The organism is Fontimonas sp. FW305-C-3 (assembly GCF_058783185.1).
Genome location: NZ_JBYSYK010000004.1, coordinates 512,217 through 536,332 on the forward strand (window position 1 = coordinate 512,217; position 24,116 = coordinate 536,332).

Sequence of the window (24,116 nt, forward strand, 5' to 3'; positions counted from 1 at the left end):
CAGGTTTTCAGAACATGGATATCCACATCCGCAGCATCAACAAGCTCTTCGGCAGCTTCCAGGCGCTCAATCAGGTCAACCTCGACATCGAGTCGGGTGAACTGATCGCGCTGCTCGGGCCGTCCGGTTCGGGCAAGACGACGCTGCTGCGCGTGATCGCCGGTCTGGAGTTCCCCGACCACGGCCAGATCCTGTTCGGTCAGGAAGATATCGCGCTGCATCCGATCCGCGAGCGCCGCGTCGGCTTCGTGTTCCAGCACTACGCCTTGTTCAAGCACATGACCGTGTTCGAGAACGTCGCCTTCGGCCTGCGCGTCCGCGAACGCAAGGAGCGGCCGTCGGAGACCGAGATCAAGCGCAAGGTGCTGGAGCTGATCGAACTGGTGCAGCTCAACGGCCTCGAATCGCGCTATCCGACCCAGCTGTCCGGCGGCCAGCGTCAGCGCGTCGCGCTGGCGCGTGCGCTGGCGATCGACCCGCGCGTGCTGCTGCTCGACGAACCGTTCGGCGCGCTCGATGCCAAGGTGCGCAAGGACCTGCGCCGCTGGCTGCGCGATCTGCACAATCGCACCGGTTACACGACGATCTTCGTGACCCACGACCAGGAAGAGGCGCTGGAACTCGCCGACCGCGTCGTCATCATGAACCGTGGTGCGATCGAGCAGGTCGGCACGGTCGATCAGGTCTACGAACATCCCGCCACGCCGTTCGTCTTCGATTTCCTTGGCAGCACCAACGTCATCCCCGCGGAGCTGCGCGGAAGCAAGGTTGTTCTTGGCGAGGCCGAGATCGCGACGCTGGCGGACAGCGGCCGTGCCAGTGGGCCGGTCGATGTCTATGTGCGGCCGGGCGACCTGCGCGTGACCGAGGGCGGCCTGCCGGGCTTCGATGTGCAGGTGCAGACGGTGCAGCGCACCGGGCCGATTGTGCGCGCGAGCGCGCAGTTCTCGGGTACGCCGGCGCCGCTGTCGATCGAGCTGCCGCATCTGCACCACGATGTGCCTCACTTCAAGCCGGGTGCGCAGCTGCGCCTGCGCATGATGCAGTTCAGCGTCTATCCGCGCGGCAGCGGCAAGCCGGCGGCGCCGGGCGCTGTAGCGGCGCCGGTGTTGATCGGCCGCGAGCGCGAGCGCGCCCGTTAGGGCCTGTTAACGCTATTCGGATCGCCCGACGACCCGAATAGCGTTAACAGGCCCTCGGGCCTCACGACAGATACGGCGTCACGTCGGTGACGTCCATCTGCTCGGGCGTCAGAAAGCGCTGCGCGTAGCGCAGGTACACGCCCTTGCGCAGGAACAGCTCGAACAGGTCCGGGTCGATCAGGCCCTTCTGTTTCATGCGCTGCAGAATCGAGAGCGACTCGGACAGCGGCTTGGCCGGCTTGTACAGGCGGTCCGACGCGGTCAGCGCCTCGAAGATGTCGGCGATCGACATGATGCGCGCCGGGATCGACAGCTCGGCGGCCGTCAGCCCGCGCGGATAGCCCTTGCCGTCCAGCGTCTCGTGGTGCGTGCCGGCGTACTCGGGGACGCGCCGCAGGTGCGGCGGAAAGTTCGCGCCTTCGAGCATGCGGATCGTGTGGATGATGTGCTCGTTGATCTTGAAGCGCTCCTCGGCATTGAGCGTGCCGCGCTCCACGCAAAGGTTGTACAGCTCGCCGTGGTGATACAGCAGCTCCGGCACCTTCATGCGGAAGCCCTGCGTGAGCAGCGCGCGTTGCTCGTCGGGTCGTTCGATGCGGTGCCAGGGCTGATCGGCCAGCAGCGTTTCGACGGCGGGTAGCGCGGGCTCGTCAATGCGTTGCCGGCGTTCAAGCTCCTCGTGGGACAGGCCGAGGCGATCGTCGAAGTGTCGCCACCATTGTTGCCGGCCGATGTCGCGGATTCGAGCGATGTCCGCCGCCGCCATCTTCTCGCCGCCGACGTTGCAGCCGGCGATGAACGCGAAATCATCGCGCAGGGTCTTCTCTCGGCGTGTCACGAAGGCCTCCGCCGCAGCCGCGTCCATCGTGCCGTCGAGCCGCGCCTGCAGTGCCTCGATGCGCGCGTCGCGCAGCAGCACTTCGAAGCGCATGCGGACCTCGTGCAGGCGGTTGTAGACCGTTTCGAGCTTGGTCGCCTTGTCCATGACGTGCTCGGGGCTGGTGATCTTGCCGCAGTCGTGCAGCCAGGCGCCGGTGCGGAACTCGCGCCATTCGTTTTCGCTGCGGAATGCGAATGTCGCCAACGGTCCGCTGCTCTCGGCGTGTGCTTCCCGCGCGAGCATCATCGCCAGTTCCGGCACGCGCGCGCAGTGGCGGCCGGTATAGGCGCTCTTGGCATCGACGGCGTCGCCGAGTGTGCGAACCAGCGTCTCGAGCAGCTGTGTCTGCGATGTGATCAGCTGCTGGTTGTCCAGCGCGACCGCGGCCTGCGAGGCGAGCGCCTCCAGGTAACGCAGCTGCGTCGCGGAAAACGCAGCGACGGCACCCGTCTCCGGGTCGCAGGCGTTGACGACCTGCATGGCGCCGATGATGCGCCGGTCCGGCGTGCGCAGCGGCAGCGAGACTGCCGTGCTGATGTCGAGGCCGAAGTGGTGGCTGACCTCGCGGAACCCCTGCAGCTCTTCGCGGCTGTCGGTCTGGATGTCGTCGATGACGATCGTCGCGCCATGCAGCACGGTGTTGGCGGCGATGGTCCGCCGCTGCGCCTCGACCTGATTCAGGTCGAGCTCCACCAGCCGCTCCGGGTACGGCAGGCCGAGCGTTGCCACCGGCTGCAGCAGGTTGTCATGGCGGATGAACACGATGGCCGCCGAGGCGCCGGCCATATTGCACGCGGCGCTGAGCACTTCATTGAGCAAGGCCTTGCGATGCTTCTCCCTGCCGAGGCGGATGCCGGTATCGACCAGCCGGGCGAGATGCGCGGAGACGCGTTCCAGTGCGCGGGCGTGATCGGCGAGGGCGTCGCGCATCACATCCTGGGCCTGGACCAGCGCCTGCACCTCGCGCACCGCTGAATGGAGCTGCTCCGGCGCGGTGAAATCCATCCGCGCGATGCGCTGTGAGCTGTGGACCAGTTGCTGCAGCACATGGGCCATGCGCGCGGCGCCGAACCAGCTCAGCGGCAACAGGACCACCAGGCCGGCGAGCGCGATCAGCCAGGCCTCGCGGCGCGCGCTTTCTGCGACGATGGACAGATCGCTGAGCGGTGCGATCAGCAGCAGGCGATAGCGCGTGCCGAAGGTCGGCGTTGTGCCGTGCCAGGCCAGCAGGTAAGGCGAACCACCGAGCTGGACCATGCTGGTTTCGTTTTCTGCGAGGCGGGCGGTCGCGCCGGCCGCCTCGGAGAGCACTGGATCGCCGAGTTCTCCGAGCGACACCAGGCGCTGGCTGTCGATGGCGATTTCGGGCTTTGCCAGCGCACCGCGCGTGTTGGCCGCCACGACGCGCAGACGATCGTCGAGCAGCAGCGCCGCACCGTTGGCGCTGATGTTGAGGCCGGCGAGAAAGTCGTCGAGCAGCTCTATCGGCGTGACCAGCTTGACGACGCTGCCGTCGGACGGAACGGCCAGCGAGATGCCCAGAGAATCACGGCCGGGAATGCGGTGTGGCGGGCTCATGTACGGTCCGCGCAGGCGCAGCGCGCCTTGGTGCCACTCGGATTGCGGGCCGTCGCGCGCCGGAACGACGAAATGCCGGCGCTCGACGACGCGGCCGTCGGCGGCGTAGTACGTGGCGTCGATTGCACGGCCGTCGTCGGCCTGTGGGTGGCGGCGCCCGATCGTGAGGCGACTTTCCGGCGGCGCTTCGATGTCGTGCTTGAGGAAGTACAGCATGTCGTCCGACGGGCTTGTGATTGCCAGTGCGTTGGCGCCGGGGTGGGTGAGAAACGTGAATCCGAGCGCCCTGACGGTCGATTCGGCATCGAGGTCGGTCAACTGCGGCAGCAACTGCGCCAGGATGTCGAGGTAGTGCAGGTGCGATTGCGTCCGCGCTTCGAACTGATCAAAGGCGTGGCTGGCGAGGTGGCGGAAGTTCTCCCGCCCGCTCTGCTCGATCCGGCCTTGCGCGCGCCCCAGGACGAACCACAGGAAGGCGCCGGTCAGCGCCAGCACGACGGCGCCCATGCGCAACGTCATGGCCCATTGAAACGGCAAGCCTTGCAGGCGCGTCATGCGCGGATCTCCCTTCCGTCGCAGCGACGATGTAGTCGTTATGCGTTCGATGGTAGGCCTGTCGCGACGCGATTGCATGTCGTCGCGCGCAGCGCTGCGATCGATGTCGACTGTGCCTATGGGATATCCCGGGTCCCAGTAAGTCGATCTGCGCACAGAGGACTGGTGCGACGGCCGCTCGATTACCATCGATCCATGCGGCACAGGACCGCAGTGCACTAAAAAAGATATCAAGGGAGTTCCGATGCCGCCGATCTGTAACTGGCTGCTCCGCGCCGTGCCGCGCCGGGTGGCGATGGTTTGCATGCTGTCGATCTCTACGGGTGTTGGCGCGGCGGAGGACGCGGAATCGCCGGCCGTGACGCAGCTGCCCACGGTCGAAGTCACCGGCTCGCGGCTCAAGCGCGCGCAGTCCGAAGGGCCGCTGCCAGTGACGATGATCGCCCGCGCGCAGATCGAGCAGTCCGGCGAGATCAGCGTCGCGGACTATCTACGCGACACAGTGTTCAACAGCTTCGGTTCGTACACGCCGACATCGGGCACCGGCTCCGGGCAGGGTGGCGCGCAACTTAGCCTGCGCGGCCTGGGCGCGGGGCGAACGCTGGTGCTGATCGACGGCCGGCGCATGCCGGCCGACCCGGGTGGATTCGGCGGGGCGACGCAGAATCTCAACATCATTCCGCTGGCCATCGTCGAGCGCATCGAACTGCTGCGCGATGGCGCGTCGGCGATCTACGGCTCGGACGCGATCGGCGGCGTCGTCAATATCATCACGCGCCGGGGCTACAGTGGTCTGCAGCTCGGTGGCCAGATCGACCGGCCCAGTGCACGCGGCGGCGACGCCGGCAGCGCGGTGTTGAGTGGCGGCCTGTCCGACAGCGCCAGCGAGCTGTATTTCGCGCTCGACTACTACGACAAGGACATCGTCTACAGCCGCGACCGCGATGTGGTCGGCGAGATCAGCAGCTCGCGCGGCTATCCGGGCACGATCTATCAGTACGATGCGGACGGTCAGGTCGTGCCGCAGCCGTCGAATCCCGATGCCAGCGGCAGGCCGCGCAACTTCCGGCCGTTCGACGACTGCCCGACGACCGGCTTCGGCAGCGATTCGCAGTTTCCGCAATCGACGGTCGTCAACGGCGCGTGTCGCTACCGGGGTGGTGCGGTCGCGGCGCTGACCGCTGCGTTGCAGCGGCAGAGCCTGACGCTCGGCGGCCGCCGCCAGCTGACGGCGACGACGAGTGCCTTCGCGCGCGCGACGATGGTCAGTGCCGAGAGCTTCGGGCGCATGGCCGCGACGACGGTCGACAGCCTGGTCGATGGCGTCGACAGTCCCGACGCGAACGGCAACCAGGGCATTCGCATCGACCCGGACAATCCCAACAACCCGAACCCCGGCTCCACGCTGGTGCTGAATTACCGCGCCACCGTGCTCGGGCCGCGCGAAAACCGCGTCGAAGATCAGGCCAACCAGTTCCTGGTCGGTGTGCGCGGGCGCTTCGATCTGCCGCTCGTCAACGACTGGGAGCTCGCGGCCGGCTACAACGACTATCGCCAGAACGATGTCGGCACCAACTACGCGCTCGCCAGTGGACTGCAGGCCGCGGTCGACGCCGGCCGCTTCAATCCGTTTGCGCCGGACCCGCGTGCCGCCGATGAGTTCCGCTACACGACGACGCGCGACAACCGTTTCCGCTCCGGCAGCATCGACGGCCGGATGAATGTCGATCTGCAAATCGCATCAAGGCAGATCGGCACGGTGTTCGGCTTCGAGGTCCGCAACGACGACTTGGCCGCGGCCAGCGATGCGCAGTCGGCGCAGGTGGTGTTCTTCGACAGCACGGGCGCGATCAGCGGGTTCCGGCCATCGAACGTGCTCGGCGCGAAAGGCGGTTCAGCGCAGGGCCGGCGTGCATACCGGGCGGCGTTCATCGAATCCGGGACGACGTTCTTCGACCGCCGCGTCGAGCTCGACCTCGCGTTGCGCTTCGACGGTTACAGTGACGTCGGCAGCAATCTCAGCGAAAAGCTGTCGGTGGGCTACCGCCCCTGGGACAGTCTGCTGCTGCGCGGCGGTATCGGCAGCGGCTTCCGCGCGCCGGACCTGAGCGCGATGTACGGCTCGCCGGGCGACATCACCGCGCTGGTGATCGACCGCATCGCCTGTCGCGACCGGCCCGAGGATCCGGTCGCCTGCGCGACCGATGTGCGCTCGACGGTACAGGACAGCAACCCGGCGTTGGGCGCCGAGCAATCGCACCAGCAGACGTTGGGGCTGGTCTGGAGCGCGAGCGAGCGGTTGACGCTGACGCTCGACTACTACGCGATCGACATCAAGGACGCGGTGACGCGGCTGACGCCGCAGGCGGTGTTCGACAACGAGCTGCGCTGTGACGAGCAGGGCCGTCGCTGCGATGCGCGCAGCGAGGGCTTCATCGTCCGCGGCGCCGGCAACAGCCTGCTGTTCGCGTATGCACCGGCGATCAACGCGACCCGGCTGGAGACTGACGGCATCGATGCCGGCTTCGACCTGCGCCACGAGCACACCCGTCTCGGCCGCTTCACGCTGGCAGCGAACCTGTCGCGCGTGCTGACGTACCGGCGCCAGGACGCGCCGGGCGCGCCGCTGATCGAGCGGCTGGATACGCTCAACAGCGGCTTCGAGATCTCTCCGAAGCTGCGTGCCGACGCCAGCCTGTCCTGGGCGGAGGGCCGCTACAGCTCGGCGCTGGGACTCCACTACATCGGTGCAGTGACCGACTGCGATGCGCCGGATCGGCGCAGCGGCGCCGAAGCCTGCAACAACCAATTCGGCGACTACCGCACGGTCGACCTGCAGTTCGGCGTCGACACGCCCTGGGGGCAGAACCTGGCGTTGGGCGCGCGCAACCTGTTCGACGAAAAACCGCAGGTCAGCGACTACGCCCGCAGCGCCTCGGTGCCGGGGATCTTCTATGCCCTGCACGACGCCGACCAGCGGATGCTGTATCTGCGCGTCGTGCAGAACTTCTGAGCTTCCGGCGCGCCGTCTACTGCGTTCGGTGGATGGCTGGAGACCAGGGTTTTTGCCGACAATGGGGTATTGGGCCGCGCGCTGCGCGGCTTTCTACCTTTTGGGGGCACCGATGCGATTCCAACTCCGCGCCTTGTGGTTGTCCGCACTGCTGGCGGTCACGACCGCCCATGCGGCAACGACGATCGACGATGCCGCGCTGCGTGAGCCGGCCGACGGCAGCAACTGGGCCGCCTGGGGCCGCACCTTCGACGAGCAGCGCTTCAGTCCGCTGGACCAGATCAACACGCAGACCGTCGGCAAGCTCGGCCTGGCCTGGACGCTGGATTTCGATTCGGTGTGGAACGTGTCGAGCCAGCCGCTCGCGGTCGACGGCGTGATCTACACCGCGGTCGGCTACAGCCACGTTTACGCGATCGACGCGCGCACCGGATCGATCCTGTGGAACTACGACCCGAAAGTTGCCGCGCGCAAGATGCGCATGGCCTGGGGTTCGCGCGGCCTGGCGTATTACAAGGGCAAGGTCTACGCCGGCGTGCAGGACGGCCGATTGTTCGCGCTCGACGCCAAGACCGGCGCGCTGGTCTGGGAGACGCAGACGACCGAGCCGGGTGACAACCGCTACATTACCGGCGCGCCGCGCGTGTTCGACGGCAAGGTCATCATCGGCCATGGCGGCGCGGACTTCGGCCACGTGCGCGGTTACGTGACGACCTACGACGCCGAGACCGGCGCGCAGCTGTGGCGCTGGTGGGTCGTGCCGGGCAATCCGGCCGACGGCTTCGAGAACCCGGCGATGGAAGCCGCCGCGAAGACCTGGAGCGGCAACTGGTGGGAGTTCGGCGGCGGCGGCACGGTCTGGAACGCGATGACCTACGACGCCGAGTTCAATCGCATCTACCTCGGCACCGGCAACGGCTCGCCCTGGAACAACAAGCTGCGCTCGCCGGACGGCGGCGACAATCTCTACCTGTGCTCGGTCGTCGCGCTCGATGCGACGACCGGCGAATACCTGTGGCACTACCAGACCACGCCGGGCGAGACCTGGGACTTCAACTCGACGATGGACATGGTGCTTGCCGATGTCGACATCGGAGGCGCCAAGCGCAAGGTGCTGATGCACGCACCGAAGAACGGTTTCTTCTACGTGCTCGATCGCGAGAACGGCAAGCTGATCTCGGCCGAGAAGATCGGCAAGGTCACCTGGGCCGAGAAGGTCGATCTGGCCACCGGCCGGCCGGTCGAAGTGCGCGGCGCGCGCTACGAGAACGGCGAGGCGCTGACCTGGCCCGGCTCCGGCGGCACCCACAACTGGCATCCGATGGCGTACAGCCCGGACACCGGCCTGGTCTACATCCCGGCGCGCGAGATGGCCGGCTACTACAACGATGAAGGCCGCAAGCCGCGCCAGTGGAAGATGGTCGACGGCGACGTCATGGGCCTCGCCGGTTTCTTCGACGACGTGCCGAAGGAAGCCGGCAAGACCTCGCTGCTGGCCTGGAATCCGCTGACGCAATCAAAGGCCTGGGAAAACCCGACGCCGGGTGCGACGGCCGGCGGCGTCATCGCCACGCACGGCGGCCTGGTGTTCCAGGGCCGCGCCGATGGCAAGTTTGTCGCCACCGATGCATCGAGCGGCGCCGAGCTGTGGAGCTACGACATGGGCGTCGGCACGCAGGCGCCGCCGATGACCTACAGCGTCGACGGCGAGCAGTACGTCACCGTGCTCGCCGGCTGGGGCGGCGCGCCGGCGTTGCTCGGTTCGCTGTCCGCGCAGCACGGCTGGGTCGGCCGCGAGTATCCGCGCCGCATGCTGACCTTCAAGCTCGGCGGCGACGCCAAGCTGCCGGTCACGCCGCCGCCGGGCGCCAAGGTCGTGCCGGTCGACGATCCGGCCTTTGTCGTCGATCCCGCGCTGTCTGCGAAGGGCAAGCTGCTGTACGGCAACACCTGCTCGATCTGCCACGGCGTCGGCGCGGTCGCCGGCGGCTACGCGCCGGACCTGCGCGCCTCGCAGGTGCCGCTGTCCGCCGCCGCGTTCAAGGCAATCGTCCAGGGCGGCGCGCTGCAGGCGCGCGGCATGCCGCCGTTCACGGAGTACACGGACGAACAGCTGGAGTCGATGCGCCACTACCTGCGCGAGCGGGCGCGCTATCAGCCTTCGGTCTGGGAGCAGATCAAGACGATCGGCAACTTCATCTGGCTGATGATCAAGATGGAGCTGATCAAGCGCGGCTGGATGGACTGAGACAAGACAGACGCGCTGCAGGCGCAGGCAAGCGGGGTGGGGCGGATTTCGGCTAGCGTTGCTAACGTTGTTCTTTCGCAAGAGCTCTCGACATCCATGCGCCAGTCCCTGAAGCCATCCCGCGTCGCGGTTGCCGTCCTGTTGTCGAGCGCGGCGTTGCCGGCGCTCGCCGAGGACGCCGCCGCGCCGGTCAGCCTGCCGACCGTCATCGTCAGCGGCACGCTGCAGGCGCGCAGCGAGCTCGATATGCCGGCGGCGGTCGCCGTCGTCGATGCGCAGACGCTCGGCGAAGGCCAGCCGCAGCTGTCGCTCGCCGAGAGCCTCGTGCGCGTCCCCGGCCTGGCGGTGCGCGAGCGCAACAACGATGCGCAGGACCTGCAGATCCAGAGCCGCGGCTTCGGCACGCGCTCGACCTTCGGCGTGCGCGGATTGCAGCTGCGGCTCGACGGCATTCCGGTCAGCGCGCCGGACGGCCAGGGCGCGTCATCGAGCTTCCTGATTTCTTCGCTCGACCGCGTCGAGATCCTGCGCGGGCCGCTGGCTTACGCCTACGGCAACGCCTCGGGCGGCGTGATCTCGGCGTGGAGCCAGCGCACACCCGACACGACGCAGCTGCGCGCCCAGTTTGGCTACGGCAGCGACGACACCTGGCGCACCAGCCTCAGCGCCGGCGGTGATATCGCCGCGGATCGCCTCGGCTATCGCGCCGAGGTTTCGCACTGGCAGACCGATGGTACGCGCCCGCAGAGCGAGGCCGAGCGCACCCAGTTCGCCGGCCAGCTCGACGCGAGTGTCGGCAGCGAAGGCCGCGTGCAGCTGCTGCTGGCCAGTCTGTCCCAGCCGGACGCGCAAGACCCGCTGGGCCTGACGCGCGAGCAGTTCGATGCCGATCCGCAGCAGACCGACCCGGCGGCGATCGAATTCAACACGCGCAAGAGCCTTGAGGAGCGCACGCTCGGTCTGCGTTACAGCCAGCCGCTGAGCGCCGCGTCGCGGATCGAATCGGTGCTATACGGCACGACGCGCGACGTCGAGCAGTTCCTGTCGATTCCGGTTGCGACGCAGCAGTCGCAGCCGGGCAATGGCGGCGGTGTCGTCGATCTCGGTCGCGAAGGCTACGGTGCGGAGCTGCGCTACGTCGTGTCGCTGACCGACTGGACGCTGAGCCTCGGCCTGCAGGCACAGCAGACCGATGAGGACCGTCGCGGCTATGAGAACTTTGTCGGTGAGCAGGTCGGTGTGCGCGGTGCGCTGCGCCGCGACGAGGACAACCGGGTCAGCGGTTTCGACCAGGTCGCGCTCGTCGAATGGACGCCGTCGCCGCAGTGGCTGCTGGTCGGCGCGCTGCGCCACAGCGATCTGGAATTCGAGTCCGACGACAACTACATCGCCGACGGCAATCCCGACGACAGCGGCAGCCGCGATTTCTCGCGCACGACGCCGGCGCTGTCGGCGCAGTTCCGCTACGCCGATGCCGGGCGCGTCTACGCGAGCTGGGGCCAGGGCTTCGAGACGCCGACGGTCAATGAGCTGTCGTACCGCAGCGACGGCAGCAGCGGCCTGAACTTCGCGCTCGACGCGGCGCGCAGCGAGACGGTCGAGCTGGGCGTGAAGCAGCAGCTCGGCGCGCGCGGCCTCGCGACGCTCGCGGTCTACGACACGCGCACCGAGGACGAGATCGTGCCGGCGACCAACAGCGGCGGCCGCACCAGCTTCCAGAATGCACCGGGCGGCACCGCGCGGCGCGGCGTCGAGGCCTCGCTGGACTGGGCGCTGGCTGCGGACTGGAGCGCCTATCTCGCGGCCGACTATCTCGACGCGCGCTTCCGCAAGGCCTTCAGCTACAGCAGCCGCGGCCAGACCGTGACGGTCGACGAGGACAACCGCCTGCCGGGCGTCGCCCAGCGCAGCCTGTATGCCGAGTTCGGCTGGCGCCGGCATGCAAAGGCCGGCTTCTCGGCGCTCGTCGATCTGCGCTATGTCGACGACGTCGCGGTCGACGACGTCAACAGCGATGCCGCGCCGTCGTATGCCGTCACCGGCGCACGGCTGATCTACAGCCAGCCGGCGAGCTGGGGCCGCTGGCGCGCGTACCTGCGCGGCGAAAACCTGTTCGATCGCGAGTACGCCGGCTCGGTGATCGTCAACGAGAGCAATGGCCGATACTTCGAGCCGGGTGCCGGCGCCGGCGTGTTCGGCGGTTTCGAGCTGAACTACGGCGGCTGAGCTGCGGCGCCGTTGCCCGGATGAACCCGTTGCTGAGCCTGACTCACCCAAATGAGTCAGGCCACTGGCCGGCGGCCGCGGCTATCTTGGGCCATAGCCCGAACGGACCACAGCCATGACCGCAGAATCCGGTAGCACGCCGGCAGCCGCGCCCAAGCCCACGCGCATCGCGCCCATCGTCACCCCTGACGCCAAGGAGTTCTGGGAGGCGGCGGACCGCGAGGAATTCATCGGCGAGAAGTGCAGCGACTGCGGCAAGTTCCGCTTCCCGCCGCGGCCGATGTGCCCGTATTGCCACAGCCTCAAGCGCGAGTACGTGAAGCTGTCCGGCTACGGCACCGTGCACTCCTGGACCGTGCCGCGTCATCCGCCGCCATTCGGCTTCCGCGAGGCGCCGATCGTGGCAGTGATCGAGCTGCAGGAGGGCACGCGCTTCGTGTCCAACGTCGTCGGCGTCAAGATCGAAGACATGAAGCAGGACATGGCGGTCGAAGTGACGTTCGAGCCGACGATGAACAACCACAAGGTGCCTGTGTTCAAGGCGAGGGGCCAATAACATGGCGCGCAAATTTGTAGAAGCAGCCATTGCCGGCATTGGCGCCACCGAATTCTCCAAGGAATCCGGCCGTACCGAACTGCAGCTGGCGGCCGAATGCTCGCTGGCGGCCTGTCAGGATGCCGGCGTCGATCCGCGCGACATCGACGGCATGATCACGTTCACGATCGACAACAGCGATGAGATTACACTCGCGCGCTGCCTCGGCGTGCGTGATCTGGCGTACACGACGCGCATCCCCGGCGGCGGCGCTGCCGCGGCGGCGACGATCTTCCAGGCGATGGCACTGGTCAATGCCGGCGTCTGCAAGAACGTGCTGATCTGGCGCGCGATGAACGAGCGCTCGCAGTATCGCTTTGGCCAGAACCCGAACAACATGCAGGGCTACAGCGGCGGCCACGGCACCGGCACGCTGCTGTGGAACATCCCGTTCGGCGCGATGACGCCGGCCAGCTGGGGCGCGCTGCAGGCGCAGCGCTATATGTGGAAGTACGGCCTGAGCAACGCCGATCTGGCGCACGTCTGCGTGCAGCAGCGCAAGTACGCGGCGACCAATCCGAACGCCTGGTTCTACAACAAGCCGATCACCGTCGAGGATCACCAGAACTCCAAGTGGATCATGGAGCCGGTGCTGCGTTTGCTCGACTGCTGCCAGGAAAGCGACGGCGGCGTGGCCTTCCTCGTCACCAGCCTTGAGCGCGCGCGCGATCTCAAGCAGCCGCCGGTGCAGATTCTCGGTGCCTGCCAGTCGATTCCGTTCAATGTTGAAGTCATCGCCAACTTCCACCACGACGACATGACCGTGATGCCCGAGGCCAAGGGTGTCGCCAAGCGCTTGTGGGACATGACCGGCCTCGCGCCGTCGGACATGCAGGCGGCGATGCTCTATGACGCCTTCAGCCCGCACGTGCTGCTGCAGCTTGAAGCCTTCGGTTTCTGCAAGCCGGGCGAAGCGGCGGCGTTCGTCAAGGCCGGCGGCATGGCGATCGACGGCGCGATCCCGACCAACACGCATGGCGGTCTCGCCGGCGAAGCGTACATCCATGGCATGAACAGCATGGCCGAGGGCGTGCGCCAAGTGCGTGGGACGTCGGTGAATCAGGTCGGCAAGCCAGTGAACCATGTGCTGCTGTCGTCGGGCATGGCCGGTGCGGTGATCGGCAAGGCGTAAGGAAGCTTTTCTATTTGCCGTCATGCCCGCGAAGGCGGGCATCCAGGGTTAGAAGGCGTGCGCTCTCCGCCCTGGATTCCCGCTTTCGCGGGAATGACGGTTTGGATTTTCAGAGCGCGGCATGGACCCTATCCATCTCAAGTTAGATGCTGGTATCGCGCTCTCTGGCGAAACCTGCGTGCAGGTCGCCGCGAGCGTCTGGCTGCCGGCCGAGCCGCTCGCGGCGCCGGCGCTGCTGGTGTGCCTGCCCGGCGGCAACATGAACCGCCACTACTACGATTTGCAGCCTGACGATGGCGACGACAGCTTCTCGTTCGCCGCGCAGCTATGCGCGCGTGGCTTCATCGTCGCCGCGCTCGATCATCTCGGCCTCGGCGACAGCACGAAGCCGCAGGACGGCTGGCAGCTGACCGCCGAAGTGCTGGTTCAGGCCAATGCGAACGCGACGACGCAGCTGCTGACGCAACTGCGCAATGGCGAGCTGCGTGCCGACGTGCCGGCCGTGCCGGGGCTGCGCAGCATCGGCGTCGGTCACTCGATGGGCGCGATGCTGACCGTGCTGCAGCAGCACGCCGCGTCACAGCACGAAGCGATCGTCGTCCTCGGCTTCTCGACGCGCGGCCTGCCGGAGTACCTGCCGCCAGCGCTCAAGGAACTCGGCGATCCGGTCGCGGCGCGACCGCAACTGGTCGATGCCGCGCGCAAGATGTTCGGCAAACCGTATCCGGTGATCCACCGCGGCGGCGGAAACGGCGGTGCGGGCAACGGCGGCAACGCCGACCTATTCGGCAGCCGCAAGGCCGATCCGCGCGGCGTTGCCGCACTCAAGCGCGCGACCGACTGCGTGCTGCCGGTGCCGGCGGTGCTGTCGATGCTGCCGAACAATGTCGGCATGGAGGCGGCGACGATCCGCTGCCCGGTGTTCCTCGGCATCGGCGAACGCGACATGGTCGGGCCGACGCATCAGGTGCCGGCGGCGTTCCCGGCGAGCTTCGACGTGACGCTGCAGATCCTGCCGGAGACCGGGCACAGTCATTTTCTGTTTCCGGCCCGCACGGCGCTGTTCGATCGCTTGGCGCTGTGGGCGGAGACGGTGCTGGGCTGAGGTTAGTGCCGGTCTCTCGATACGCCTGCTTCGCAGGCACTCGAGACGAACGGAGTTTTGTTGAATCCGCCGCAAACCTAAAGGCCCGTTCGTCTCGAGTGCCGCGCGCAGCGCGGTGTATCGAGAGACCGCAGCGGACCTCTACCTCACCACACCTTGCAAGGCTTCTCCTTCACCATCGCCTGCCCCGCCTTGCAGCTGAACGCCGCCGCAAACTCAGGCATGTTCGGCATCAATCCATTGACGCGATAGCGCCCCGGCGAATGCGGGTTGGTGCGTGCACGCAGGCGCTGGTTTTCCGGCCGTTCGTTCTCGCAGGCCCATTGCGCATAGCCGACGAAGAAGCGCTGTGATGGCGTCAGGCCATCGACCGGCGCGAGGCGCTGGTTCATCGTCTCGGCTTGCCAGGCGATCCAGGCGAGCACGAGGCCGCCGAGGTCGGCGATGTCTTCGCCGGCGGTCAGTTCGCTGTTGATCTTGATGTCGTCGATCACCGTGTACTGCGCGTATTGATCGATGACGCATTGTGCGCGCTGCTCGAATGCGGCGCCGTCCTTCTTGCCCCACCAGTCGCGCAGATTGCCGCGCGCGTCGAACTGGCGGCCCTCGTCGTCGAAGCCATGCGTCAGCTCGTGGCCGATCGTTGCGCCGGTGTTGCCGTAGTTCGGCGCGGCGTCCATGCGCGCGTCGTACAGCGGCGGCTGCAGCACGCCGGCCGGGAAGTTGATGTCGTTCATCTGCGGGTCGTAGTAGGCGTTAACGGTCGGCGGCGTCATGCCCCATTCGCCGCGATCGACCGGCTTGCCGATCTTGTCGAGCTGCCGGCGGCTCTCGAAGACGTGGCCGCGCACGGCGTTGCCGGCGAAGTCGTCGCGCTCGATCGCCAGCGCGCCGTAGTCGCGCCAGCGGTCCGGATAGCCGATCTTGTTGACGGCCGTGTCGAGCTTCTCGATGGCCTTCTTCTTGGTCGGCGCGCTCATCCAATCGAGCTGGCCGATCTCCGCGCGCATCGCCTCGCTGATCTGCTGGGCCATCTTCTGCGTGCTTGCTTTGAGTTCCGGGCTGAAATTGCGTTCGACGAACTCGCGGCCGAGCGCTTCGCCGAGCTGGGTATCGGTCAGGTCGACACAGCGCTTCCAGCGCGGCGAGAGCTGCTGCGCGCCGCGCAGCGTCTGGCGGTAGAACGCGAAGTCGGCGTCGACGAAGGCCTTGGGCAGCAGCGCGGCGCGGTCGTTGACGAGATGCCAGCGCAGGTAGGCCTTCCAGTCGGCCAGCGGCGTGTCGGCGAGCAGGCCATCGAGCGCGCGCAAGTACGCCGGCTCGGCGACATTGAACTCCGCGAGCTGCGGACGGCTGAGTGCCTTCAGGTACGCCGCCCAGTCGAAATGCGGCGTCAGCTGCTGGAGTGCTTTGAGACCGAGCTTGTGCTTGAGCTGGTAAGGATCGCGGCGTTCGACGACGGTCAGCTGCGCCGCCGCCAGGCGCGTTTCGAGCTGCAGGACGCGGTCGGCATTGCGCCCCGCCGCCGCCTCCGCGCCGCCGAGCAGGCCGAGCATGCGCTGCACATGGTCGCGATAGGCGGCGCGCACGCCGATCGACTTGGCATCGGTATCGAAGTAGTCCGCGCGATCCGGCAGGCCGAGGCCGCCGCGGTCGATTGCGGCGATCATCCGCGTCGCGTCGTCGAGATCCTGGCTCGCGCCGAACGCGAACAGGAAGTCGTCGCCATCAGTGGCGAGGTGCAGCTCGGCGAGCAGGGCCGGGATTTGAGCAGTGGATTCGAGCGCAGCGATGCGATTCAGCAGGTCGAGCAGCGGCTCGACGCCGCGCGCTTCGATCGCCGCTTCGTCCATGCAGGCGGCGAAGTAATCGCCGAGCTTGCGGCGGTCGCCACTCGCGGCGCTGTCGCGGCTCATCGCGTCGAGCAGGCCCCACAGGTAGCGCTGGTTCTCCGCGTAGAGCTTGCCGTAGACGCTCCAGCCGTTCTCGTCGGCCGGTATCGGATTGCGCTGCATCCAGCCGCCGCAGGCGTACTGGTAGAAGTCCTCGCAGGCGTTCGCGGTCTGATCCATCGCGGCGAGATCGAGGCTCGGCGTGTACGGCAGCGCGGTCAGCGGCGTGTCGGTCTGCGCGGCGGCATGGCCGAGGATTAGCGACAGCGACGCGGCGAGGGCGGCGATCCGGAACGGGCGCATCGGGAACTCCGGCAGAACGATGGCGCAGTCTACTCCCGGATTTTGCCGCCTCGGCGCTTCAGCGCATCAGTTCGGCAGTCAGCGGCTGGGCGATGATCCACAAGCCGGACACGGTGAAGGCCATCATGATCGCCAGCATCGGCAGCTGGCTGAGCAGCGCCTGGCGCGGCGTGTCGAACACGCGCAGCGCGACGCGGTGGGCCAGCCAGATGCTGAGCAGATGGCCGGCGAGGATCAGGCCGACCTGGCTGTGCCAGACCCAGCCCATGTCCGGCAGAATCGGCGCGCGCAGTTTCCAGGCGGTGCCGAACAGGTTCCAGTTCCAGCCGAACGGGTCTGACGCGAGGCTGACGATCTTCAGGCCCTGGGTCAGGATCAGCGTCGAGTAGTGCGTGAGGTTGTAGACCAGCGCGATCGGCAGCAGCGTGCAGGCGAAGTCCAGCGCCAGCTCGCGCGTGCTGCGGCGGCTGCCGGCGAGCTGCCCGCCGAGCCACAGCAGGCTGCAGTAGAACGCGAAGTACAGCAGTGATGACGCAAGCAGCCACGCACTTTCCCAGATCCGGTAGACGTCGAGCGCATGCGCGAGCTGGCTGTACGGCTTGCCGCCCAGCGCGGCGGTGACGAGGCCGCTCGGGTCGCTCCAGAACCAGAACACCCAGCTCTGCGTCGCGCGCAGGCCGTCGAATGCGGTCGTCGACAGCATCGCGAGGATGAACAGCACGGTGCTGAGCTGCTGCGGGCGCTCGGTGAGCAGGCCGCTGAACGGCATGCGCCAGCGCAGCGTGCCGTGGGCGCCGACACGATCCGCCGGCCGGTAGTCGATCGGTGCGATCAGTGCGAGCAGACGCAGGAACACGCTGAACGCATCGCAGTGCTGGAACCAGGAACGCAGGCCGACGAGCCAGACGCCGCACAGCGACAGCAGCGTGTAGCCGAGCATTGCGACCGACAATGAGTGGGGCTTGCTGTTGCCGAACAGCTCGAAGCCGATGAACGTGAGATAGATCAGCAGCGCCGGCGTGTCGCCGAGTTGCTGCGGATAGCGGACGCGTCCGTCAGCGTAGCCGCGCCAGAGCTTGCCGATCCACTCGGCGAGCGCGCGCTGCGGGCCGAGCGCGGCGTAGAAGTTGCCGAACAGCGCGCTGAGATAACTGACGCCGAGCACGAAGTGCACCCAGAAGAACGTCATGTTGAAGTTGCGCTGCGGATCGCGGTTGCCGATCAGCCCGCTGACGATGCACAGCACGAGCAGCGCGACGCTGAAGATCTGCAAGGGCACGCGCAGGCGGCGCAGCCAGCGCAGGCCGGGATCGCTGCCTGATGCGATCGACGTGCTGACCGCAGGCGCCGGCGAGGTCGCAAACCACGCGGCGATCAGGAACGACAGCAGCAGCGCTGCCGATGCCGTCCAGGCGTAGAGCCAGAACGGCACCGGCAGGTTGTACAGGCGGCCGAAGCCATGGGCTGCGGCGCTGAGCGGCAGGCCAAGCAGCAGCGCACCTGTGCCGATCAAGCGATACCGCCGTAGGCTGGGATGGAGCGCAGCGAATCCCAGCGCAGTGCCGCCGCCAGCTGGGATTCGCTTCCGCTTCATCCCAGCCTACGGAAGGTTGCGGGCCGGCATCACGGCGGCGACGGCAAGGTCCGCGCCGACACCGACGCCCGCTCGGTCTGTTCCCACAGCTGCAGGAAGGTCTCGGCCGAGTTGAAGAACGCATCTGTCGCCTCGACGCCGCCCTCGATGCGGATTTCCTCGACGATATCCGCGGTCAGGCCGTAGTGCGCCATGCCTTCCTCGTCCATGTTCCAGGTCTTGCCGCCGGGGATGCTCAGCATCTCGACGGTGACCGGCTCGATGCCGGCCGCCGCGAACTGCGGACCCCAGCCTTCGCCCTGGAACAGCGTGAACGGATACTGGATCGGTTCGCTGTCGGCGCCGCGCGGGGTCGGCAGGTTGTGCAGGCCGTTGGAGTCGGCGCCGTAACCGATCGACAGCGGGCGGTCCGTGCCGCTCATTTCCCAGATCGGCTTGAGCTTCTCGAGGAAGCCGACGTAGTTCTTGCCGTTGGGCAGCGACGGGAAAATGATGCCGCCCTGCTGGACGATCTGCACCGCCTGCGCATTGCTGATGCCGCCGTGGCCGCCGTGGCCGGAGATCATCGGGTAATCCGGCGTGGTCTTCGCGCCTTCGTCGAGCATGTACTGCTTGCTCTTGATCTCGGCGTGGTCGATGTCGAGGATGAAGCCCTTCTTCATGATTTTGTCGATCGCGTACTTGCCGAGGTCGGTCACGGTGCGCGCATTGCACTGGCGGCCCGGGCCGTAGACCGGCAGCAAGCCGCCGGCGCTGGTGAAATCGGTGATCGCCTGCGTGATCGGATCGCTGAATTCGGTCAGCGCCGCGGTTTCCATCACCGCGCCGGCCTCGTAGAAATAAGTCGGGCCTTCGCCGCCGTCTTCGCAGGGATAGGTCTTCCAGAAGCCGCGTGTGTCGGTGAAGCCGACGTAGTTGAGGATCGAGCTGAAGATGCCGGTGCCGCCGAGCGCGCTGTCGACGTCGTGGTACGGGAACACCTGGCGGATGCCGAGCTCCCAGGCCTCGTCGATCTCGCGGTCGATGTCCTCGCGGGTGCAGTCGCTGGTCTCGCCGAGCGGATTGAACTGCACGCGGCAGTGGAACAGGTTGGAGAACTCCAGGCCCGGAATCACCGCGAGCTTGCCGTCGGCGATCACGCTGCGCGCCTGCGCCGGATCCTTGACGATGCGGAACCAGCCCTTGCCGGGGCCGCCTTCCTGCGCATCGACGTACTTCTCGATGTCGTACAGGTATTCGACCTGCTTGGTGCCGACGCCCATGTCGACGCAGTCCGCGGTCTTGTCGCCGACGGTCAGCTTGGCGATGTTGCACAGCGCCTCGATCGTCGTGCCGTGGATCGTCATCGTGCGCAGGCCGGCGCGGTAGGCGCGCTCGACCCAGCGGTAGTACATCTGCTGGTGCAGCTGCGAATCGCGCTTCGGCCAGTCGATGAACGACGGCCAGCCGACCGTGTCGTGGGTCTGCGTCGGATCGGTATCGAGGATGATGTTCTCGGCGCTGAGGATGCCCTCCGGACCGTGCATCGCGATGCAGTTGTCGAGCGCGACCGGCGCGCCGAAGCGGTTGATCGCCTGGCCGTAGAGCACGCCGCCGGCCGACGGCCCGCGGTCGCCGGTGCCATCCGACATGTCGGAGCCCATGCCCATGTGCGAATGCACCTCGGCAAATCCGATCACCGGCTGGCCGACCGCGGGGCCGCGATAGGTCTTGCCGATGCCGATCGGCATCTCCGGGTATTCGGTGCAGCCGGACGCGCTCTCGAAGCTGAGCAGGGCTGCGTTGCCGCCGAGCGCCAGCGTACCGTCAGTGCCGACCGACAGCGGCGAACCGAGCGCGGTTGCGGTGAAGGCGTTCTGGTCGCCGTCGACGGTCCAGTCGGCGCCGTCCTGCGGCGTTGCTTCGGCGGTCACGCTGCTGCCGCTGCCGGTCATCAGGCGCGCGTCGCGGCTGTAGAACAGATAGCGGCCGAGGCCGGCCGGCTTCATGAAGAACGGCTCGGCGCCGGCGGCGCTGTCGGTATTTGCGGCATAGCCGTCGCCGCTGCGCGCGATGTACGCGCTGCCGGCCTTGATCGCAAAGCAGCGATTGGCCATGTCGTAGCGCGACACGACCGCCGCGCTGGTGGGCGCCGGGGTCGGTGTGGGGTTGCTGCCGCCGTTGACGGCGCTGCTCGATCCGCAGCCGGCCAGCAGGCCGGCAACGCCCATCGCGGCCAGCAGGCCGCAGGCTGTCGTGATTCTCATGGTCTCCTCGCTCGTTCTGATCGGCCGGATCGAAAGTCCGGCTCGCGCCATTATCTCCCGGGGTCTTGCCGGGGGCGACGGGTAGCTTTGACCCACAGCGCAGTGGGCCTGCCCTCCTACAAGTGGACGGGGCAACATGCGCCGGGCTGGCCTAGAGTCGCCACCATGCCCGTACGCCGCTGGGCGGCATACTGGCGACCCTCAAGAATTTCGGAACGTTGGAGAAACCCATGGGACTGGCACTCAAGGCCGGCTCGCGCTTCAAGAGCGCGGTGTGTGATACGCAGGTGATGGTCGTCAAGGCCCCGGCCGGTGATTTCGATCTGCGCTGCGGCGGCGCCGAGATGGTCGGTGGCACGGCCACCGCGCCGGCCGGTCTGGCGCTGGACGAGGCGCAGGCCGCCGGCACGCTGATCGGCAAGCGCTACGTCAATGCCGACGAATCGATCGAACTGCTGTGCACCAAGGGTGGCAAGGGCTCGCTCGCGGTCAACGGCACCGCGCTCGAGGTCAAGCAGGCCAAGCAGCTGCCGTCCTCCGACTGATCACCCGGCTTCAGCGACTCGATAAGCGATGAACATCTCGACCATTCTCGACATGGCCGCCGAGGCCTTCGGCGACCGCATTGGCGTGGTCAACGCCGACGAGCGCTGGGACTACGCGACGATGCGCGCTGCCGCCCAGGCCGCCGCCGCGCACATCAAGGAAAGCGGCGCGCAGTACGTCGCGATGCTTGACGTGACGGGTCCGGCGGCGCCGATCGCGATCTTCGCGGCCGCCTATGCCGGCGTGCCGTATGTGCCGCTCAACTATCGCCTGACCAAGCCCGAGATCAACGAGCTGCTCGCGCGCGTGACGCCGGCCTTTGTGATCGTCGGTCCCGAGTACCGCAGCCTGATCGAGCCGAACGATGGGCTCAAGCTGATCGACACGACGGTGTTCGAGGCGCTGGAGCTGCAGGAGCGCGAGCCGCCGGTGCCGGAAGAGGACCCGCGCGCAATTGCCGTGCAGCTGTTTACCAGCGGCACGACCGGCAAGCCGAAGGCGGCGATCCTGCGCCACGAGAACCTGATGTCCTACATCATGGGCACGGTCGAGTTTGCGTCGGCCGACGAGAACGACGCGATCGTCGTCACCGTGCCGCCGTACCACATCGCCGGCATCTCGGCGGTGCTGAGCTCGACCTACGCCTGCCGGCGCATGGTGCAGCTCGAGAACTTTGACGCCGCCGCGTGGCTCAACGCAGTGCGCAGCGAATCGGTCAGCAACGCCTTCCTCGTGCCGACGATGCTGCAGCGCGTCGTCGATCATCTGGCGGCGAACGACGAAGCACCAAATCTGCCGGCGCTGCGCGCGCTCGCCTACGGCGGCGGCAAGATGCCGCTGACGACGATCGAGAAGGCGATGCAGCTGTTCCCGAGCGTCGACTTCACGAACGCCTACGGGCTGACGGAAACCAGCTCGACGGTCGCCGTGCTCGGGCCGGACGATCACCGCGCCGCCGCGGCCAGCAGCGATCCGGCGGTGCGCCGCCGCCTCGGCTCGGTCGGCAAGCCGGCTGCGGTCGAGATCGAAATCCGTGACGAGTCCGGCACCGTACTGGGCTCCGAAGAAGCCGGTCTGGTGTTCGTGCGCGGGCCGCAGGTGTCGGGCGAGTACCTGTCGCTGGGTTCGCAGCTCGATGCCGACGGCTGGTTCCCGACCAAGGATCGCGGCTTCCTCGATGCCGAGGGTTATCTGTTCCTCGACGGCCGTGCCGACGACGTCATCGTCCGCGGCGGCGAGAACATCTCGCCGGGCGAGATCGAGGAAGTGCTGCTCGCGCATCCGGCGGTCGCCGATTGCGCCTGCGTCGCGATGCCGGACGAGCAGTGGGGCGAAGCGGTTGCCGCTGCGATCGTGCTCAAGAGCGGCGCCAATGCCGCGATTGCCGAACTGCAGGAACTGGTCAAGGCCAAGCTGCGCTCCTCGCGCGTGCCGCAGCGCATCGTCTTCAAGGACGCGCTGCCGTACAACGAAACCGGCAAGGTGCTGCGGCGTGTGATCCGGCAGGAGTTTGTGTAAGTGCGCTCCCCGCAGGCCGCGCGCGCATTGCTGATGCTCGCCGCGGCCTGCATCGCCGCCTGCGGCAGCGACGACGAACCGACGAACAGTGGCGGTGGCGGCGCCGGTGGTGCCAGCACCGTGCCAGTACCCACCGTCAGCGGACCGATCGGCGATGCCGGCCTCTACGGTCATCCCTTGTGGGACAGCTGGTACAAGCTCAGCGACCTCGGCTACGTCGAGGAAGAGTTCTTCATCTCTGGCACCGCGAAGAATCACAGCGATCCGGCGCAGGCTGCGCCGTATACGACGCGCATCATCGTCCGCCGGCCTGCCGATGCGGCGCGCTTCAACGGTACCGTCGTGCTCGACTGGGTCAACGTCACCGCGCAGTTCGAGAACGCAGTCGACACGCTCGAAGCGCATGAGCTGCTTGAGCGCGACGGCTACGCCTACGTTCATGTCAGCGCGCAGTCCGCCGGCGTCTGCTGTCTGCCGCTGCTGACACCGAAGGCCTGGGACCCGGTGCGCTACGCCGCGCTCGATCATCCGGGCGACGACTACGCGTTCGAGATGTTTTCGCAGATCGCGCAGGCGTTCAAGAAACCACCCGAGGTCGATCCGATGGGCGGCCTGCCGGTGCGGCGCGTGATCGCCGTCGGACAGTCGCAGTCGGGCACGCGGCTGCGCGATTACCTGATCGAGGTGCAGCCGCAGGCACGCGTCATCGACGCGTTCCTCGTCCACGCCGACGGCAGCGGCGAGAAGCAGTATCCGGCTGACCCGGTCGTGCCGACGATCCAGCTGCTCAGCGAGCGCGAGGCCAGTCCTGACGCGCCGAACATCACGCGCAACTACCGGCTGTGGGAAATCGCCGGCGCTGCGCATCAGGATTTCTGGATCGGCACGCACCAGGTGCTTGCACAATCGTTGCGTGCGGTCGCGCACCTGCAGCGTGCCGGCGCCGCCGATGCCGAATTTCATGGCTACGCTGGCAACTACGGCGAGCATTTCGATCCGGGCCAGTACGTCTGCATCGTCGAAGGCACGCAGTTTCCGCTGCGCTATTCCGTGATGGCGGCGATCCACTATCTCGATCGCTGGCTGCGCAGCGGTGAAGAACCGCCGCAGGGCGAGCGCTTCCAGTTCGACGAGTCAGGAAAACTGGCGCGCGACGAGGATGGCAATGCGCTGGGCGGGATTCGCCTGCCGCCGATGACCGAGCCGGTCGCCAGCTATCGCTCCGATGTCTGTGATCTCGGTGGCATCACGATTCCGTTCGGCGCCGCGAAGCTGCAGCAGCGCTATCCGACGCATGCCGATTACTACTGCCGGATGAAGGCGGCGACGGCGGCGTCGGTGGCGGACGGCTTCATGCTGGAGCCGGAGGCGGTCGATCTGATGCAGCGGGTCGAGGGTGCGGCGAATCGCTGGAGTGAGGCGGGGGCGCGGAGCTGCGACTGAACTCTTACTCCCTCTCCCCTCAACGAGGGGAGAGGGTTGGGGTGAGGGGCCTGTCGGAAAAGAAGCGCGCGGTCTCAGCCCGCCCCTCACCCTAGCCCTC

The 24,116-nt window shown here is 67.3% G+C and carries 14 protein-coding genes; 10 read left to right on the plus strand and 4 right to left on the minus strand.

The window, feature by feature from the left end; genetic code table 11:
• The first annotated feature begins 14 nt into the window (after positions 1-14).
• Entirely contained in the window at positions 15-1,142 is a 1,128-nt protein-coding gene (locus tag AC3WUF_RS17685; RefSeq protein WP_492428031.1) for a sulfate/molybdate ABC transporter ATP-binding protein, read from the plus strand.
• A gap of 61 nt (positions 1,143-1,203) precedes the next feature.
• Here AC3WUF_RS17685 and AC3WUF_RS17690 read toward each other — a convergent pair whose 3' ends face one another.
• Positions 1,204-4,155: an HD domain-containing phosphohydrolase gene (locus AC3WUF_RS17690; protein ID WP_492428033.1), complete on the minus strand. Its 2,952-nt coding sequence runs from the start codon at positions 4,153-4,155 to the stop codon at positions 1,204-1,206.
• A 244-nt stretch (positions 4,156-4,399) separates the two neighbouring features.
• On the opposite strand from AC3WUF_RS17690, the gene AC3WUF_RS17695 reads away from it, so the two are divergent.
• The 6 genes from AC3WUF_RS17695 to AC3WUF_RS17720 all read left to right on the plus strand — a co-directional run bounded on the left by AC3WUF_RS17695 (position 4,400) and on the right by AC3WUF_RS17720 (position 14,474).
• A complete protein-coding gene (locus AC3WUF_RS17695) occupies positions 4,400-7,168 on the plus strand; it encodes a TonB-dependent receptor plug domain-containing protein (RefSeq protein WP_492428035.1) in 2,769 nt (922 codons plus the stop codon).
• A 112-nt stretch (positions 7,169-7,280) separates the two neighbouring features.
• Complete coding sequence (locus tag AC3WUF_RS17700; protein WP_492428037.1) at positions 7,281-9,416, plus strand: PQQ-dependent dehydrogenase, methanol/ethanol family; 2,136 nt, start codon at positions 7,281-7,283, stop codon at positions 9,414-9,416.
• 96 nt (positions 9,417-9,512) lie between these two features.
• On the plus strand, positions 9,513-11,642 hold the full coding sequence (locus AC3WUF_RS17705) for a TonB-dependent receptor family protein (RefSeq protein WP_492428039.1): 2,130 nt from the start codon (positions 9,513-9,515) through the stop codon (positions 11,640-11,642).
• A gap of 115 nt (positions 11,643-11,757) precedes the next feature.
• Positions 11,758-12,198 carry a Zn-ribbon domain-containing OB-fold protein gene (locus AC3WUF_RS17710; protein WP_492428041.1) on the plus strand — a complete coding sequence of 147 codons (441 nt, stop codon included), beginning with the start codon at positions 11,758-11,760 and terminating at the stop codon, positions 12,196-12,198.
• A 1-nt stretch (position 12,199) separates the two neighbouring features.
• Positions 12,200-13,369 carry a thiolase C-terminal domain-containing protein gene (locus AC3WUF_RS17715; RefSeq protein ID WP_492428043.1) on the plus strand — a complete coding sequence of 390 codons (1,170 nt, stop codon included), beginning with the start codon at positions 12,200-12,202 and terminating at the stop codon, positions 13,367-13,369.
• Positions 13,370-13,490: 121 nt separating this feature from the next.
• Entirely contained in the window at positions 13,491-14,474 is a 984-nt protein-coding gene (locus AC3WUF_RS17720) for an alpha/beta hydrolase (RefSeq protein ID WP_492428045.1), read from the plus strand.
• 146 nt (positions 14,475-14,620) lie between these two features.
• Here AC3WUF_RS17720 and AC3WUF_RS17725 read toward each other — a convergent pair whose 3' ends face one another.
• The 3 genes from AC3WUF_RS17725 to AC3WUF_RS17735 all read right to left on the minus strand — a co-directional run bounded on the left by AC3WUF_RS17725 (position 14,621) and on the right by AC3WUF_RS17735 (position 20,509).
• Positions 14,621-16,669: a M13 family metallopeptidase gene (locus tag AC3WUF_RS17725; protein WP_492428047.1), complete on the minus strand. Its 2,049-nt coding sequence runs from the start codon at positions 16,667-16,669 to the stop codon at positions 14,621-14,623.
• Positions 16,670-16,727: 58 nt separating this feature from the next.
• Entirely contained in the window at positions 16,728-18,182 is a 1,455-nt protein-coding gene (locus tag AC3WUF_RS17730; protein WP_492428049.1) for a hypothetical protein, read from the minus strand.
• Positions 18,183-18,292: 110 nt separating this feature from the next.
• Positions 18,293-20,509 (minus strand): peptidase M19, encoded by a 2,217-nt coding sequence (locus AC3WUF_RS17735; protein WP_492428051.1) that lies wholly within the window; start codon positions 20,507-20,509, stop codon positions 18,293-18,295.
• Positions 20,510-20,739: 230 nt separating this feature from the next.
• On the opposite strand from AC3WUF_RS17735, the gene AC3WUF_RS17740 reads away from it, so the two are divergent.
• Genes AC3WUF_RS17740 through AC3WUF_RS17750 form a run of 3 tightly spaced genes read left to right on the plus strand, consistent with a single transcriptional unit; the run spans position 20,740 to position 24,016 of the window.
• Positions 20,740-21,054: a hypothetical protein gene (locus AC3WUF_RS17740; protein ID WP_492428053.1), complete on the plus strand. Its 315-nt coding sequence runs from the start codon at positions 20,740-20,742 to the stop codon at positions 21,052-21,054.
• A gap of 28 nt (positions 21,055-21,082) precedes the next feature.
• The gene (locus AC3WUF_RS17745; protein ID WP_492428055.1) at positions 21,083-22,573 is read left to right on the plus strand and encodes a class I adenylate-forming enzyme family protein; all 1,491 of its coding nucleotides are present in this window, start codon (positions 21,083-21,085) and stop codon (positions 22,571-22,573) included.
• A complete protein-coding gene (locus AC3WUF_RS17750) occupies positions 22,574-24,016 on the plus strand; it encodes an alpha/beta hydrolase domain-containing protein (RefSeq protein ID WP_492428057.1) in 1,443 nt (480 codons plus the stop codon).
• Positions 24,017-24,116: the final 100 nt, after the last annotated feature.